Below are 17,404 nucleotides of genomic sequence, written 5' to 3'. Positions count from 1 at the left end.
AAAAATACAGATGTGTGAAAAAGCGCCGAAAGCGCCGCCTCAGCGCATGCGGTCCAGCCGGCTCGCCGGATGCTTGGCGTGCCATTTCGGGCCAGGCCCGCGCATGTAGTGCAGCTCGGGGCGGTAGGGGTTGCCCGCGACCCGGATCAGCGTCTGCCATTTGGTGGCGACGAAGGTCAGGGGATGGCGGAGCAGGTTCAGTGACGACAGCAACATGGCATCACCTCAATGCGGCTTGCCGAGAATGGCGGTGAACGGGAGATCGAAAATCTCCTCGCCGTCATCGTCGCTGACGTGAATCACCCAGTCGCGCCAATCTTCGCTGCTCGGCGTCAGGATCATCGACCGCATGATCTGGGCGGCATGGTCGCGGGCCTCGGTGAGATTGGACACGGCGGCGCCGGAGCGGTCGATCAGCGTGCCCTCGGTATTGGAGCAGTGGAAATAGACCTGGACCATGTGCGCCTCCTGTAGAAAGCGATCGGGATGGCATATCGATACCACCCCAGGCATTTGCGAAACATTCGGGTCGAGCCCGGTAAGGGAATCTACGGAGGTTGGTCGCCGCGGAAGCCGCTACAGGTTTTATCACAGGCGGGTGATGATCAACTGGACGGCGTTCCGGCGACATGGAACAAAGTTCTCCGGGAAGGTCGGGGCACCGTGAGCCAGTTCACATTCCTGAGCGAACGCCGAAGCCTGCGCGTGTTTGCGGCGGCCGTCGCCGGCGCGCTGCTCGCCTTTGCCCCGGCTTCTTCCGAACCGGTCAGAAAGAGCGGCTATGCGATCGGCACGGACGTTTGCGGCAGCGGCGATCTCGCTTTTCCCAGGATTCAGATCGACATGAAGACGGGATTCTGCGCCGGGCTCGTCGCCAGCGAGGAGGATCATCTCGAATTTCCGCGTTCGGTCGTCCAGGTACCCGGCCGCGACCTGTTCGTCGTGGTCGACATGGGCGGCTGGGGTCACGCCGATGGACGACTGCTGCTGCTCGACCCGCACGCGCCACAGGGGCGGCGTTTCAAGGAGCTGCTGACCGGAATCGAGTATCCGTTCGGCCTCGTCATCGGCCCGGAGAAGAAGCTCTATGCCTCGACCCCGGAGGCGATCTTCCGGTTCGATCCGCTTGCGGACAATCCGCGGAGCACGGTGGAGACCATCATTCGTCACCTGCCCGGCCGGCGGATCAGGCTGCCGGATGGCACCAGGCTCGACGAGAGCGCGCACCCGCTCAAGCAGTTTGTGTTCGATCGCGACGGCCGGCTGTTCGTCAATGTCGGCTCGCACAGCGACGACTGCGTCACGCCCTCGCCGATCACAAAACCCTGTGCGGCGGCCGAGGGCGCGTCGGCGCTGGCCTCGATCTGGCTGTTCACGCCGCCGGCGGGCGGTGTGTTTCCGGCCTTGAAGCCTGGCGATCCCGACCCGCCGCACACCGTCTATGCGCGCGGCCTGCGCAATTCGATGGCGCTGGCGCTGCACCCGATGTTTCCGGACGCCGGCTACGCCTTCCTGCAGGGCGAGAACGGTCGCGATCTGCCTGACATCTTCAAGCCGAACGAGGAGATCAACGCGATCGAGCAGGGCCGGCACTATGGCTGGCCCTATTGCTACGACCTGTCGACGCCGAGTCCCGAATTCAGGCGAGTGCTGCAATCGGGGATTTACAAATCGCTCTGCACGGCCAATGCGCTCTACAAGGCGCCGTTCTCGCTGCTGCCGCCGCACGGCGCGCCGCTCGCGATGCTGTACTATCACGGCGGCAAATTCCCGGAACTCGAAGGCAAGCTGCTGGTCGGCCTGCACGGCTATCGCCCGACCGGCAGCCGCCTGCTCGTCTATGACGTCGACGATCACGGCTTCCCCAAACCTGCCCCGGCGCCGGTGCGCTATCACGTCAGTTGCGCCGCCGACCCGACCCGCAGCTTCCAGACCGATGTCGGCGAAGTCGCTGCCGCGCCGTTCGAGGAGCTGATTGCAGGCTGGCACCGCGTCAATGGCGCCCGGCCGCAAGGTGCGCCCGTCGGCATGACGGTCGCCGAGGACGGCGCGATCTGGCTGGTCGAAGACAAGAACAAGACCGTGATCCGGATCGATCGCGCCACGGGCGATGCGCCTCAGCCGCTACCCTGCGACATGCGCAGCCAGCCCATGATCGACCAGCTCGCGGCCTTCGTCGCCAGGGACACGCAGAACAGCGCCCGGCTCACCACGCTGCGCAAGGGCCTCGTCGAGAAGCATTGTGTCGGCTGTCACGCGGATTTCGGCCTGGCGCCGGGTCAATCGGAGACGGAGAAGGACGGGGCCGTGCTGCGCTTCATGCTGTCGCAAGACGGCTGGATCTATCCGGGCGATCCCGACGCCGGCAAGCTGCGCACGCGCCTGCGCGGCCTTGGCGCGGAGAAGCTGATGCCGCCGGGCGGCGAGAGCCTGCCGAAGACCGAGCCCGGCTACAAACGTCTGCTGGATGCGGCGGATCTGCTCGTCGCGAACATGGTTCCGGGCACGCGGATGCGGATCAAGTCGGGTCCGCCGCAGCGTAAGTTCTACGGCAGGACGAACAAGGAATGCGGCGAAATACCGGCCGCCAAGGTCGTTGTCGTGACACAAAGGAGCGCTGTAGACAAACCCGGCTTCAGCCGATTCTTCCGGCCGGCCGATCCCTATCTGAACGGCGAGTGCACCGACGACGATGGCTATTACATCCGGCAGGAATTTCTGGTGCCTGTGCGGTAGCGTTGTTCTCGTCATTGCGACCGCGTCCGCCCGGGCCGAGACCAGGCTGTTCGAAAGCGTGCAGGTGACGCCTGCGGGAGAATACACGTTCGGCATCGAAGGGCCCGCCGCCGACATCGACGGCAACCTCTTCGTGGTCAATCTCGGCAAGCCCGGCACCATCGGCAGGCTGCCGGCCGGCGGCGCGGCGTCGGAGCCGTTCACGGTGCTCCCCGAAGGCAGTGTCGGCAACGCGATCCGCTTCGATCGGAACGGCACCATGTTCATTGCCGACTACAAGAAGCACAATATCTTCGCGATCCCGAAGGGCGCGACCAAGCCGGCCGTCTGGTTTCACTCCGAGGAGATGAACCAGCCCAACGACATCACCATCGCCCGCGACGGCACGATCTATGCGAGCGATCCGAACTGGAAGGGCCGCGAAGGATACGTCTGGCGCATCGCGAAGGGAGCCGACGGCACGGTGCAGGGCCAGGTCATGGCTGCGCCGCGCGCGATGGGCACCACCAACGGCATCGATCTCAGTCCGGACGGCAAGACGCTCTATGTCGGCGAATCCAGCAGCGGTCAGATCTGGTCCTATGCGATCAGTGGCAACGAGCTGACGGCTGCAAAACTCGTCAAGTCGTTTCAGCCCGACACCGTCGACGGTCTGCGCACCGACGTTGCCGGCCGTCTCTATGTCGCGCGCATTCTCAAGGGCACGATCGCGCTGGTGAAGCCCAGTGGCGCCGTCGAGCGGGAGATCGCGCTGAAGGGCAAGGAGCCGACCAACCTCGCCTTCGGCGGCAGCGACGGCAAGACTGTCTTCGTCACCCAGCGCCAGGGCGGCTTCATCGAGTCCTTCCGCACCGACCAGCAGGGGCGCGAGCACTGCCTTCAGCGCGGGCGTTGCTGAGCGTCACGGGCGATCTGCTTCCGGCGCAGAGCCGCGCGATGGGTGCGGCATTCTTCTTGCTTGCATCGGGCGGTCGCAGGCATCAAGACATCTGTGGCACCCCTCAAGAGCATGCGACCACGGAGTGTTTGAGTGAAAGCCGTCCATACCGAACTGCACCGCAGCCACGATCCGCAATTCTTCCTTGTTCGCGGTGTCGTCAAGCGCACCACCGAGCAGCCCGAGCGTGCCGACCGCCTGCTCAAGGGATTGAAGGACGGCAAGCATCAACTGGTCGAGCCGACCAGGTTCGGGCAGGGGCCGCGCGCGCGCATTCACAGTCCGGAATATCTGTCGTTCCTGAGCGAAGCCTGGGACGCCTGGACGGCGCTCGGCGATTCCGGTCCGGAGATGATCGGCAACATCCATCCGGTGCGCCATGCCGCAACCTATCCCACCCACATCGTCGGCAAGCTCGGCTGGCACACTGCCGACACCGCGGCGCCGATCGGGCCGGGCACGTGGGCGGCGGCCTGTGCCGCGACCGATGTCGCAGTCACCGCCGCGCAGATGGTGATGGACGGCGAGGACGCGACCTACGCGCTGTGCCGTCCGCCCGGCCATCACGCCTATCGCGACATGGCCGGCGGCTTCTGCTTTCTCAACAACAGCGCGATCGCCGCCGCGCATCTGCGGCTCAAGCACGAGCGCGTCGTGATCCTCGACGTCGACGTCCATCACGGCAACGGCACGCAAGGCATCTTTTATGCCCGGTCCGACGTCTACACGATCTCGATCCATGCCGATCCGACCGCCTATTACCCTTTCGTGTGGGGTTATGCGCATGAGCGCGGCGAAGGCCCCGGTCTCGGCGCCAATCTCAACATTCCCCTCACCATCGGCACCGGCGATGACGGCTACATTCAGGCGCTGGACCTCGCGCGCAAGGCGATCGAGTCGTTTGCGCCGGGCGCCCTCGTCATCGCGCTCGGTCTCGATGCCTCCGAGCACGATCCACTGAAGGGATTGGCCGTCACCACGCCCGGCTTCCGCCGCATCGGCCAGGCCATCGCGAAAATGGGCCTGCCGACCGTGTTCGTGCAGGAGGGCGGTTATCTCTCGGATATCCTCGGCGCGAACCTGACCTCGGTGCTGGCAGGATTCGAAGAAGCAAGGTGAGGCGTCCGCCTCTCCCCGCAAGCGAGCAGGGCTATCGCATATGACAGTGGGGGTGCCGGCCGGGCCTGCATGGTTCGAGACGCCCGCTTTGGCGGGCTCCTCACCATGAGGGTCTGATATCTCGCCGCAAAATGCGCCCTCATCCTGAGGGCCCGCCGGAGGCGGGCGTCTCGAAGGATGGCCGCAAGCGAGTTTCCTGCCGCGTTTCCTCATATGCGATTGCCGCTCGCGTGAGAGGGAGAAGGCTTCAAAACATCCCGCTCGCCGCGAGCGCCTTGCGGACGTGCTGCATCTCGGACTCGTCGGCGACCATGTCGAGCATGATCGTGGTCAGGCCTTTCGCCGAAAACTGCTTCAGCTTCGCGCCGATCTCTTCGTAGCTGCCGACGAGATAGGGGCAGTCGGCCTGGAAGGTCAGGAACGGCAGCAGCCAGTAGCCGTTGTCCTGAAGTTCGCCGCTTTGCCCCTCATGGAGCCGGCGCTTCCACACGGAGTCGCTGTTCTCCACCGTGAGCGCGAGCAGCTCGCGATCATCTTGATTGTCGCGGAAGCGCGCCGTTGCGGCCAGCCGGGCCTCGTCGCGGTCCGCGCGCGCGAAAATTCCAAAGCTCATGCCTGCTGCGTCGAGCCCGCGATCGAGGTCGGGCGGCAGCATCTGCATCTTGATGCAGCCGGTCTCCTCCGCGACGCGCTGGGCCGCCTCGGATTGGCCGGCGATCAGGAACTCCGGCATCAGCTCCGCGGGCAGGCGCGGACGAAGTTGCAGATTGCTGGCGCGGTAGAACCGGCCCGCGAAGTTCACAGGTCGCGGGCTTGCCAGCAACTGGCGCATCAGCGCGACGTATTCGCCGAGCCGAACGTAACGATCGGCATGCGACTGGTCGTCGCCCAGTCCCTGCAAGTCGCTGACCGCCGTCCCCGTGATCATGTTGAGATAGACCTTGCGGCCGTAGAGCTGCGCGAAGGACGAAACGAATTTTGCGGCCGTGAACGGGTGCATGTAGAGCGGATTGACGGCGATCAGCGGCGAACTCCGCGTCGTCTCTGCCATGATGTGCTGGGCCATCGCCCAGGGCTCGACGAACACGTCATTGCCTTCGAACAGCAGGATGCCTTCGAAGCCGTTGCGGTCGGCGAACCCGGCCACCCGCATCTGCTCGCCGACATAGGCCTTGGGATCGCGGTTGCGTGAAATCGCCGGAAAGACGCGCAGCCGCGGCGGCATCATTCAGCCGCTTGCTGGAGCGGCCAGGCATGGTGGCTGATGGGAAGGCCGCCGTCCGCACGGGAGCCGTCGGCGATCGCGAGGCGATGCGAGGGCGATGGCGAGCACAGCGAGAAGCGCCAGCCGTCCGGATCGTCGGCGATGTCGGGCTTGAAGCTGATCTCGATGGCCTTGCTCGACACCTGCATCGCGAAGGCGTCGAGCGGCAAATTGAGTCCAAAGCCTCTGGCCTTCAGATAGGCCTCCTTGAGCGTCCAATAGTCGAAGAAGCGCTCGATGGCCGCGGGCTCGGGCAGCCCGCGCAGCGTTTCGACTTCCTCCGGCGCAAAGAAGCGGAGCGCGGTGGACAGCGGGGCGACGCGCCGTGACACGGTTTCGACGTCGACCCCGACGGCCTCATGCCGCGACACCACGCAGGCGACGCATCCGTCGGCATGCGACAGGCTGAAATGCAGCGGGGTCGAACTGACCGGCGCTGCGACAAACGGCCGCCCATAGCGGCCCGCGGCAAAGGACCAGTCGGAGGGCGCGACGTTGCGCGCGACCTGCGATAGTGCGAGGCGCAACATGGCGTGTGCGAAGATGTATTGCCGCCGGTGCCGCTCGAACATGAAGCGATCGGCCCGGGCTCGTTCGTCGACCGAGAGCAGACGCCGGCACGCCTCGACCGCGCCCGGCCTGTCAATGGTCTCGATCAGCCCGACAAAGAGTTCAATTCTGTCGTCCGCCATCACTTGGGCCCATGACGTCAGGCGAGGCCAAATCCCCGGTCCTGACGGAAGATTCAACTGCGCAAGAATCACCAAGAGGACCGTTCCTAACGGTCCACCCAGGCGAATTCTTGTCGATTTGCAGGCCGGTTTACAGGCGCAAGCTTGTGCGAGACCCCAACTCGATCAGCGAGCGGCCCACGACCGAAAACCAAAGGCCGAAAATTAAAGGCCGAAAGTCAAAGACTGAAATCCAAAGTCCGAGAACTGAAGCTCGAACGTTGAAGTCTGGAGATTGCTGCGGCCTCCCGGCCGGCGAATTCTACTTCTTTTTCTTCTTGGTCTTCTTCGATCCGCCCAGCATCGAAAGGCTGGCGTCGACGTCCTTCAGCGCGGATTGCAGCTTCTTTTTCTCGTTGGTCAGCAGCTTCTGGAGGGCCTTGCGATCCTTGTCGCTCAACGAGGTGCCCTTGGTAAATTTGACGAAACCCATAATATTCCCCCGGTTGAAAACAATCGTCCAAATCGAAGCGCGGGAATAATCTTGCGCGGCGACGCCAAATAATCAAGACGCAACTTGATCATTCACAGCCTTCGCACGTGAATCCGTACTCGTCCGCGACGTAACCCGCTCATGCTGCCCTGCGAGCGAGTAACCGGCCGAGCGGCGTGTTGGGCTGCGCGACGGCCGCCGTCAGCAGCGCGACGAGATCCTCCATCCACTCGCCGACCATTCGGCCCTCGAGCAACTCGCGCTTGTAGTTGCATGAGCCGGTGATGCCGGTCGGCCGCTCCTTGAGCATCAGCGACAGCCGGGTCTGGTCGATCGGCAGCACCGGCTGGCCTTCGCGCGCGATGTTGCCGATCGATTCTGTCGCGAGATCCGGCAGATCGAGGGGCTGGCGCAGTGGATTCTGCAGCGTGAAATAGACCTGGAGCAGCGAGGCCGGATCGATCCCCTCCTGCTCCAGATGGTCGGCCAGGATGCTGAACGGCAGCTCCTGCCGCCCATGCGCGTCGAGCACGCTCTGGCGCACCCGCACCAGGGCCCGCGCGAACGACAGCTCCGGCGTGATTGTCGTACGGACGATCACCGTGTTCTCGAACGGGCCGATGATGCGGTCGGTGTCAGGCTGGGCACGATTGGCCATGGCGGTCGCGACCGCGATGTCGGTGCGGCCCGTCCGCGCCAGCAGCATGCCCTTCAGGCCGGTGAGCAGGCACATGAACAGCGTGCAATTGTGCCGGCCGGCGAGCGCCGTGAGCCGGCCGACCAGGTCACGCTCGAGGCTGACCGGATGGTGCCCGGTGGATGCGCCCGGGCGCGCTTCGCCGTCGAAGACCGGGCCCGCTCCACGCAAATTCTCCGTCCAGTCGGACGCCTGGCGGCGGGCGGCGTCGGTATCGCACCACCAGCGCTGCCAGCGTGCGACGGCTGAATAAGGCGCTGGCGGCTTCGGCAGGGGCACCGACGGATATCCGGCCAGCGCCGCATACCGGCTCGACAATTCCTCGAACAGCACGCCGATCGACCAGCCGTCGACAACGGCGTGATGCAGCGTCAGCAAGAGCACGTGGTCGTCGTCGTGGAGCCGCAACAGCCGGGCGCGCAGCAGCGGCGCGCGCGTGGTGTCGATCGGCGTATAGGTCTCCTGCTCGATCAGGAGATCGATCTTCCTGAGTTCGAGCGCCCTGCGCCGCTTGTTGTTGTGGTGTTGACCGTCGCCGATCGTCTCGACGGTCATGACAGGGCCAAGGGCGCGAGGCGCGACGGTGCGGCTTTCGGGCTCCTCGCCGTTCCAGGTGAACGCGGTCCGCAGCGATTCGTGCCGGCGCACGACATCATCTATCGCCTTTGCCAGGGCGGCCGGATCGAGCGGGCCCTCTAGACGGAAGGCGAAGGGCAGGTTGAACAACGGCAGCTCCGGCAGATTCCGCTCGATCCGCAGCATCTGGTCCTGCGCGATGGAAAGCGCAGGAGGCCCGCTCGCAGCCAATCGCGGCATGCTTGCGGCAGGCTTGTGCGGCTTCGCCGCCACGGCCTCGTCGACCCGCCGAGCGAGTTCCTCGATCGTCGGTGCCTCGAAGATGGTCTTGATCGGCAGCGACACGCCAAGCGCGCGGGCGACGCGCGCCATCGCCTGGCCAGCCAGCAGCGAATGCCCGCCGAGATCGAAGAAATTGTCGGTCACACCGATGCTCTCGAGCTTCAGCAGGTCGACCCAGATGTCGGAGAGTACCTTTTCGGTGAAGCGCCGCGCCGGCACGGCCGCGTCCGGCCCGGACGTTTCCGGCGGGGCGGAGGCCAGCAGCGCGGTGCGGTCGATCTTGCCATGGGCGTTGAGCGGCACCTGATCCAGGAACAGGAAGGCGGACGGAATGGCGTGGGCCGACAGCCTGGCTTTCAGGAATTCGCGCAGCTCGCTGGCGCTGCTCCGGCTGCCGGGCTTTGCGACGATATGGGCGATCAGCCTGATATCGCCGCTCGCCTCGCGGCGCGGTTCGACGATGGCGGCGCGCACGCTTCGATGCTCGGCAAGCGCGCTCTCGATCTCCTTGAGCTCGATGCGATGGCCACGGATCTTGACCTGGTGGTCGGCACGGCCGAGGCATTCGATCGTCCCGTCGGCGCGGCGCCGGGCAAGATCGCCCGTCCGGTAGAGCCGGCTGCCTTGCTGGCGCGAGAACGGATCGGGGAGGAAGCGCTGCCGGCTTTGCGCGGGATCGTTGACATAGAAGCGGCCGACGCCGGCACCGCCGATGCAGAGCTCGCCGGTCACGCCGATCGGTTGCGGCTGGAGGTTTGCGTCGAGCACGTAGAGCTGGGTGTTCGGCAGCGGCGCTCCGACCGGAACGTTGCCCGTCGCGACCGCCGGGGCCTTGGTCAGGCGATGCAGGGAGACGTCGTCGGAGCATTCCGACGCGCCATAGGCATTGATCAGCGGCACTTTCGGACAGCGGGCGAACCAGGCGTGGCAGAGCTCGACGGGCAGTGGCTCTCCGGTAGAGATCAGGAGCCGCAACCTGGAGAAGGCGCGCAGCACCGGCACTTCCTCCAGGCGATCGAGAATGACGCGCAGCAGCGAAGGCACGATCTCGAGCACCGTGATGCCCTCACGCTCGATCTCCCGTGCCAGCAGGATCGGGTCCCGCGCGATCGCGTTGCCCAACACATGCACGCGCGCGCCGACCATCGGCCCGGCGAGGAATTGCCAGACCGAGATGACGAAGCTCTGCGGCGCGGTCTGCGCGATCACGTCCCCGGCGGAGAGGTCGAGCTCGGAGATCAGCGAAGCGAGGTGGTTCGACAGGCCGCGCTGCTCGATCATGACGCCCTTTGGCGCGCCGGAGGAGCCCGACGTATAGACGAGATAGGCGAGGCTGGAGGCGGCCCGCGGTGCGGCGCGAGCGGGCTTGGTCACCCCTGACGCGATCGCGTCTTCGAGCGCGGCCACCTGCATGCGTTCGACCAGCGGCTCGAGCAGTGCCTCGACCATGGCGGACTGAGCCCGTCCGGTCAGCAACACGCGGGCACAGCTCGATCCGAGGATGGTCGTGAGCTGGGCGGTCGGCTGGTCGGGATCGAGATTGAGGAAGGCCGCGCCGACGCGCTGCACCGCGATCATCGCGGCGAGCAGGTCGGGCCCGCGCTCCGCGAGCAAGGCGACGACGCTCTCGACGCCGATGCCCTCACGGGCCAGCCAGCGCGCGGCCGCCAGGCTGCGGTGCGCCAGCTCGCGATAGTTCAGGGACGTGCGGCCGTCCGACACCGCGATAGCGTTCGGCGTCTTCCTCGCCTGGCGTGCGAAGCGTTCGTTCAAATTGCCGCGCGTGGTGAAATTGGCCGGCACGCCCCGGCCCTTCGCCAGCAACAACCGGCGTTCGGCCTCGGTCAGCAGCGGCAGGCGCGAGATGCGCTGTTCCGGATTGGCGATGACGGCCTTGAGCAGCGTCCTGAACTGGGCGGCCATGCCTGCGATCGTCGCGGCGTCGAACAGATCGGTGGCGTATTCGAAGAACCCGCTGAAGCGGCCATCGGCCTCGACCAGTTCGAGCGTGATGTCGAAGCGCGCCACCTTCGGATCGATTTCCAGCCGCCGTGCCGACAGGCCGGGAAAACGTGCCGCCTCGATCGAGGCGTTCTGGAGGATGAACATGATCCGGAACAGCGGATTGCCGTCGCTGCGGCGCGCGATCTGGAGCGTGCGCAACACCTCCTCGATCGGGAGGTCCTGGTTGCGGTAGGCGTCCAACGTGACCTGTCGCACCCGCCGCAACATCTCGCCGAAGCTCGGATCGCCGCTGAAATCGTTGCGCAGGACCAGGGTGTTGGCGAACAGCCCGATCAGGCGCTCGCTCTCGATCTGGTTGCGGTTGGCGATCAGCGAGCCGGTCGCGACATCCTCATGCGAGGTGTGGCGGAACAACAGGCACTGGAAGGCCGCCAGCAGCGTCATGAACGGTGTGACGCCCTGGCTCTGGCTCAGTGCGCGCAGGTCGCCCGACAGCGTCTTGGAAAATTCGAGATAGTGGCGCGCGCCGTGACCGCTCCAGACCTCCGGCCTGGGCCGGTCCGTTCGCAGCGGCAGCGTGGTGACGCCGTTGAGCTGGGCCCTCCAATAATCGAGCTGCTCCTTCGCCGCCGGTGTCTGCGCCCAGCTCTGCTGCCAGAGCGCGAAGTCGCGATACTGGAACGCAGGCGGAGGCAGCGCGGCCGGGTGCGTCTTGCGTGCCGCGGCGTAGTGGACGGCGAGCTCCTCCCAGAACAGCCGCTGCGACCAGCCGTCGGTGACGAGATGATGGACGTTGACCAACAGCGCATGGCTGTTCCCGTTGAATGACAGCAACGTGACCTTCAGCGGCGGCTCGTGAGCCAGGTCGAACGGATGTTGCGCGAGCTTGAGCGCCTCGCGCCGGACAACCGCGAGCCGCTTGCCGGCAGGGCAGGGCTTGAGCTTGACGCGCGCGAATTGCGGCGGCGATGACAGCACAAGCTGCACCGGCTCGCCCCGACGTTCGATAAAGATTGTGCGCAGCGCCTCATGGCGTGTGCAGATCGCAGTGAGGCTCGCAGAAAGCGCGGCGCCGTCGACCGGGCCGTCGAGGAGCGCAACTTCGACGACATTGTAATTGTAGCGGGTCGGGTCGAGCCGCGAGAGGACGTACATCCGCTGCTGCTGGAACGACAGCGGTGCGTCTGCGCCCGCAGCGGGGCGCCAGGCCGGCAGCGCCGCCTCGCGCCGGCTTGCGGCGGTTTCGATCCGCGCCGCAAGTGCTACGACCGTGGTGCAATCGAAGATGTCCTCGAACGAGAACTCGACATTGAAGCGTTCGCGCAGGCGCGAGCGCATCTGCGTCACCGCGAGCGAGTCGGCGCCGAGCGCGAAGACGTCCTGGTCGGCGCCGAGCTGCGGCAGCTCCAACAGACCAGCCCAGATTTCGGCGAGCTGGGTCTCCATCGCATTGCGCGGCAGCCGGGTCTCGTCACGGCCGTCCACTGCTGCAATCAGTCCGGCCAGCGCACCGCGTTTGACCTTGCCGCTGGCGCCCTTCGGCAGTGCCGCGACGCTGCGGATCAGGCTCGGTACCTTGTAGGCTGCGAGCCGCTTTCGTGCGAACTTGCGCAGCTGGTCGGACGTGGCCTCGGAATTCGGCCGGAGCACCACGACGGCGGCGACGTTCTCGCCGAGCTTCGAGTGTGGCACGGCAAACACGCCGGCCTCTAGCACCGCCGGGTGGCCGAGCAGGACTTCTTCCACCTCCAGCGGCGAGATCTTCTGCCCACCGCGGTTGATGACGTCCTTGATGCGGCCGACGATGAAGAGATAGCCGTCGGCATCGAGATAGCCGAGGTCGCCGGTCCGGAACCAGCCATTGCGGAACGCAGCCCGCGTCGCCGCCTCGTCATTATAATAGCCGCGGCTCATGTTGGGCCCGCGCAGCATGATCTCGCCGCGCGCCCCGCTTGCAAGCGTGCGGCCGGTCTCGTCCATGATCGCGATCTCGGGGCCGGCGGCGCGGCCGACCGATCCGACCTTGCGCAGCTCGAACGGATTGGCCGCGATCTGCGAGGCCGCTTCCGTCATCCCGTAGGTCTCCAGCACGGGAACGCCGAACGTCGCCTCCAGCCCTCGAAGAATCGCAGGCGCGAGCGAGGCCGAGGCCGAGCGGATCACGCGCAGCGACGACGACCGGGCACGGTCCGGGTTCGCCTCCGCCGCCGTCAGCAATGCGCGATGAATGGTCGGCACCGCCGTGTACCAGGTCGGTTGCAGCTCCCGCATCCAGCCGAAGAAGGACGAAGAATCGAAGCCGTCGGTGCAGATCACGCTGGAGCCCGCGGCCAGCGCCGTGAGAAGGCCGGAGATCAAGCCATGGGCATGAAACAGCGGCAGGACGTTGAGCAGGCGATCGCGCGACGTGAGCGACAGCACATGGCCGGCATTGTAAGCGGACAGGCAGACATTGCGATGCGTCAGCGGCACCATCTTCGGCCGCGCCGCCGTGCCTGATGTCAACAGGATGAACGCATCGTCGTCCCCGCGCGAGGGACCATTGGTGCTCGCTGGTCCGACCGAGGGGCCGATGAACGCGCAACCGCCGAGATCGTCTTCCGGCCCCGGCACGAAATCGATCACCGCGATATCGAGCGCCCTGGCGACGTCGCGGCTCGCCGAGTTCATGTCGGCCCAAGTCACGAGCGCCGCCAGCTTCAATTCGCTGAAATAGCGTTGCAGCTCGTCCGCCGTCAGATCCGGACTGACGGGGATGCATACGGCGGCCGACGCGACCGCGATCAATGCCAACGCGCTGTCGGCGCCACGCGGCAGTGCAACTGCAATGCGGTCCGCAGGCGCGATGCCGAGCCCGCGCAGCGTGCGGATCAGATCCTGCGTCCGGTCGCCCAAGGCGCGGTAGGTGAGAACCGGCCGGCCAGGGGCGATGAGTGCGGCCGCCGCCGGCGTCCTGCGCGTGTAGAATTCGAGAAGTCCGCTGATATGCGCGAATATCTTCGTTTCGGCCGTGGCACCGGCTGATCCTCCGTCTGCTCCGGATGCAATGTCCGACAACGCCATTCCCTTTTGATCCGATTGGGCTATTCTTCCAAGAAGTTGGGGAACGCGTCCAGTCTGAGGTGAAGTTTGAGCCCCAAAATCTGTGGTTGAGGGGCTCCAGAGCCCTTCGACGGAGTGCTGGTCGGGCAGAATCACCATGCTGGAGAATGAGCCGGGCACCGGGACGGAAGGCGAGCTGAAGCGCTGGCTCGACGGTATCGGCCTCGGTCACTACACCGATCTGTTCGCGCAGCACCGTCTCGATCTCGACGTGATCGGGGACCTGACCGAATCCGACTTGGTCGAACTCGGATTGCCGCTCGGCGATCGCAAGCGGATCCAGCGGGCGATGGCGGCGCTGTTTCAAGCGGAAACGGCGGAGGCGCCAGTCGAGGCGGTGCGTCCGCAAGCACGGGCAGAGGTCGGAGCCGAGCGGCGCCAGCTCACCACGATGTTCTGCGACATGGTGGATTCCACCTCGCTGTCCGCGCAGTTCGATCCCGAAGACGTCCGCGACATGATTGCGGGCTTCCGCGAAACCTGCGTTCGCGTGGTCAAGCATTACGAGGGCTTTGCCGCCCGTTTCGTCGGCGACGGTATCCTGGTCTATTTCGGCTATCCGACCGCACATGAGGACGATGCCGAACGCGCGGTGCGCGCCGGGCTCGAGATCGTGCGGGTGCTGTCGACGGCGCACGCGGTCGAGCAGCGCGGTGCGCTCAGCCATTCACCCGCCGTCCGTATCGGGATCGCGACCGGCCTCGTCGTGGTCGGCGACCTCGTCGGGCAGGGCACCGAAGAACGCGACTCCGCGGTCGGCGAGACCGTCAATCTCGCTGCGCGCCTGCAGGCCCTGGCGCCGCCCAATGGCGTGGTGATCTCGGCCTCGACGCAGTCGCTGCTGAAGGGGAAGTTCGACTACCGCAATCTCGGCGTCCATGTCCTGAAGGGGATCCCCGAGAAGGCACAGGCCTGGCACGTGGTGCGCGCCTCGCGGGTGGAGACCCGCTTCGCCGCCGCCAGGGGCTCGCGGTTGACGCCGCTCGTCAACCGCGAGGAGGAGATCGCGCTGTTGATGGGGCGCTGGCAGCAGGCCAAGGACGGCGACGGTCAGGTCGTGGTCAAGTTCGGCGAGCCCGGCATCGGCAAGTCGCGCATCATCCAGGAAATCTTCGAGCGGATATCGGGCGACCGCCATGGACAAGTCTCGCTCCAATGCTCGCCTTACTACACCTCCACGGCGTTCCATCCGTTCGTCGACCAGCTCAAATTCTCCCTCGGCCTCGATCGCGAGGAGTCGTCCGCGCTGTCGCTGGCGAGCCTCGAGACCGCGATCGCCGCCGCTCATGGCGACATCGAGCAGGTCACGCCGCTGCTTGCCGCGCTGCTGTCGATACCGACCGGAGACCGCTATCCGCCGCTCGAACTGTCACCGCGGCAGCAGAAGGATGCGACCGTCGTGGCGCTGGTCAACCATTTCCTCGGCCTTGCGCGCGAGATGCCGCTGGTGATCGCGTTCGAGGACCTGCACTGGATCGACCCGACGTCCCGCGAGGTGATCGACCTTCTGGTCGACCGGGTGCAGAACCGGCCGATCCTGGTCATCATCACCGCGCGATCCGAATTCCAGCCGAGCTGGAACGCGCATTCACACATCACCACCGTGGTCCTGAACCGCCTGAGCCGGCAATTGCGCACGACGCTGGTCGAGCGCGTGGCGGGACGCGAGCTGCCCAAGGAGGTCGTCGAGGAGATCATCGTCAAGACCGACGGCGTGCCGCTGTTTTTGGAAGAGCTGACCAAGACGGTTCTCGAATCCGACCTGCTGACCGAGCGGCACGGGCGCTATGTGCTGTCCGGGCCGTGGCGGCAGCTCGCAATCCCGGCAACCCTGACCGACTCGCTGATGGCGCGGCTCGACCGGATGGGACCGTTCAAGCGGATCGCGCAGATCGGCGCCACGATAGGTCGCGAGTTCTCCTACGAGACGCTGCGCGCCGTCGCCAACACGCCGGCCGAGCAGATCGTGGCGGCACTCAATCATCTGGAGGAGGCCGGGCTGATCATGCGCCGCGGCCATCCACCGGACGCGCTCTACTCCTTCAAGCACGTGATGATCCAGAACGCCGCGCATGCGAGCCTGTTGCACAGCGAGCGGCGCAAGCTGCACTCCCGGATCGTCCAGGTGCTTTCCGAAATGTATCCGGAGAAGTCCGAGCGCGAGCCGGAGCTGCTCGCCCATCACCTGACCGAATCCGGCCAGAGCGAGGGCGCCGCCAATTTTTGGCTCAAGGCCGGCAAGCAGGCGGCGAGGAGCGGCGCCAATCTGGAGGCGATCGGCCATCTGCGCCGCGGCCTCAGCGTCGTGCACGCCAGCGCGGGCATACCGGGGGCCGACGAGATGGAGCTCGAGCTGCGCATCGCACTGGGCATTTCGCTGATTGCCGCCAAGGGCTATGCGGTGCAGGAAGTCGAGGAAAACTACATCCGCGCGCTGGAGCTCGGCCATCAGCTCGATGATGACGAGAAGGTCTTCGCAGCCACTCGCGGACTCTGGGTGTGCCATTTCATCCGCGCCGATCTCACCCGCGCGCACGATCTCAGCGTCGAGCTGTTGAGATTCGCCAAGCGGCAGCGGCTGAGCGAGCGTTCGCAGCCGGCGCAGCAGACCGGCTATCTGATCGAGGCGCACCGTGCGATCGCGATGACCATGCTCTATCGCGGCCGCTTTGCCGCCTCACAGCATCATTTGCACCGCTGCATCAATCTCTACAGCCCCGATTTGCACTCCGACCTGATGGAGCGGCACGGCACCGATCCCGGCGTCGTCTCGCGGTCCTATCTCGGCTATCTCCTCTGGTTCCTCGGCCGGCCTGACGCGGCGCGCCAGCACAGCGAGCAGGCGATCGCCAATGCCGAGAAGATCCGCCATCCCTTCACGCTCGCCTTCGCGCTCGTGTTCGGCGCCTATCTCTGCCAGCATCTGCGCGACGTCGAGGGTACGCGCGACCACGCCAACCGCGCCATGATCATCGCCAGCGAGCACAATTTCCTGCACTGGAAGCAGCAGGCGACGATCCTGCGCGGCTGGGCGCTGACGCAGCTCGGCGAGACCGACGAAGGCCTCAGCCAGATGCGCTTCGGCCTCGACGAGTACGAGGCGATGGATTCCTGGCTCGCCGGCTGCTGGTTCCGCTGCCTGCTCGCGGAAGCCTACGCCAAGGTCGGGATGCGGGATGCCGCCTTGCGTGCGCTGGACGGCGCGCTCGCAACCGCGCGGCGGACCGGTGATCATTCCTACCTCGCCGAGGTCTATCGCCTTCAAGGCGAGATCATCCTGTCGGATGGCGATCCCGCCTCGGTGCAGGAGGCCGAGGAGCTGTTCGCCCAGTCGCTGGCGACAGCGCGCAAGCAGGGTGCGCTGTCCTGGGAGCTTCGCACCGCCGTCAGCCTCGCGCGCCTGTCGCTCGAAGCCGGCAGGCGCGAGCACGCAAGTCTCCTGCTCGCGCCGGTCGTGGGCAAGTTCAGCGAGGGTTTTTACACGCCGGACCTGAAGCAGGCGATGCAGCTCGTGGCCGAACTCGGGACCGACACGCCCGCGCGTGAACAGGCCGATCTGTGA

General features: G+C 65.9%; 10 protein-coding genes. 4 read left to right on the top strand and 6 right to left on the bottom strand.

Annotated elements, in window-relative coordinates; all coding sequences use genetic code 11:
- Positions 1-39: 39 nt before the first annotated feature.
- Positions 40-216, bottom strand: a complete 177-nt coding sequence (locus IVB23_RS12680) for a hypothetical protein (RefSeq protein ID WP_247803784.1) — start codon at positions 214-216, stop codon at positions 40-42.
- Positions 217-225: 9 nt separating this feature from the next.
- Positions 226-459 carry a hypothetical protein gene (locus IVB23_RS12675; RefSeq protein WP_061879376.1) on the bottom strand — a complete coding sequence of 78 codons (234 nt, stop codon included), beginning with the start codon at positions 457-459 and terminating at the stop codon, positions 226-228.
- A gap of 204 nt (positions 460-663) precedes the next feature.
- Here IVB23_RS12675 and IVB23_RS12670 point away from each other — a divergent pair, with 204 nt between their 5' ends.
- The 3 genes from IVB23_RS12670 (at position 664) to IVB23_RS12660 (ending at position 4,792) form a co-directional block, all read left to right on the top strand.
- Positions 664-2,736 (top strand): PQQ-dependent sugar dehydrogenase, encoded by a 2,073-nt coding sequence (locus IVB23_RS12670; RefSeq protein WP_247803783.1) that lies wholly within the window; start codon positions 664-666, stop codon positions 2,734-2,736.
- A complete protein-coding gene (locus IVB23_RS12665; protein WP_247803782.1) occupies positions 2,693-3,634 on the top strand; it encodes an SMP-30/gluconolactonase/LRE family protein in 942 nt (313 codons plus the stop codon). The genes IVB23_RS12670 and IVB23_RS12665 overlap by 44 nt, the downstream gene beginning before the upstream one ends.
- A gap of 132 nt (positions 3,635-3,766) precedes the next feature.
- Positions 3,767-4,792, top strand: coding sequence for a histone deacetylase family protein (locus tag IVB23_RS12660; RefSeq protein ID WP_247803781.1), 1,026 nt, complete (start codon positions 3,767-3,769; stop codon positions 4,790-4,792).
- A 247-nt stretch (positions 4,793-5,039) separates the two neighbouring features.
- On the opposite strand, the gene IVB23_RS12655 is transcribed toward IVB23_RS12660, so the two are convergent.
- The 4 genes from IVB23_RS12655 to IVB23_RS12640 form a co-directional block, all read right to left on the bottom strand.
- The gene (locus IVB23_RS12655; RefSeq protein ID WP_197967498.1) at positions 5,040-6,020 is read right to left on the bottom strand and encodes an LLM class flavin-dependent oxidoreductase; all 981 of its coding nucleotides are present in this window, start codon (positions 6,018-6,020) and stop codon (positions 5,040-5,042) included.
- Complete coding sequence (locus IVB23_RS12650; protein ID WP_197967497.1) at positions 6,017-6,748, bottom strand: 4'-phosphopantetheinyl transferase superfamily protein; 732 nt, start codon at positions 6,746-6,748, stop codon at positions 6,017-6,019. The genes IVB23_RS12655 and IVB23_RS12650 overlap by 4 nt, the downstream gene beginning before the upstream one ends.
- A gap of 301 nt (positions 6,749-7,049) precedes the next feature.
- Entirely contained in the window at positions 7,050-7,220 is a 171-nt protein-coding gene (locus IVB23_RS12645) for a hypothetical protein (protein ID WP_165936361.1), read from the bottom strand.
- Between the two features lie 139 nt (positions 7,221-7,359).
- Positions 7,360-13,803 (bottom strand): non-ribosomal peptide synthetase, encoded by a 6,444-nt coding sequence (locus IVB23_RS12640; RefSeq protein WP_247803780.1) that lies wholly within the window; start codon positions 13,801-13,803, stop codon positions 7,360-7,362.
- A gap of 136 nt (positions 13,804-13,939) precedes the next feature.
- Here IVB23_RS12640 and IVB23_RS12635 point away from each other — a divergent pair, with 136 nt between their 5' ends.
- Positions 13,940-17,404 (top strand): AAA family ATPase, encoded by a 3,465-nt coding sequence (locus IVB23_RS12635; RefSeq protein WP_247803779.1) that lies wholly within the window; start codon positions 13,940-13,942, stop codon positions 17,402-17,404.

Source organism: Bradyrhizobium sp. 191 (assembly GCF_023100985.1).
GTDB lineage: Bacteria > Pseudomonadota > Alphaproteobacteria > Rhizobiales > Xanthobacteraceae > Bradyrhizobium > Bradyrhizobium diversitatis.
Note: the sequence above shows the minus strand (reverse complement) of the source record. Positions and strands in the feature narration are given on the sequence as shown.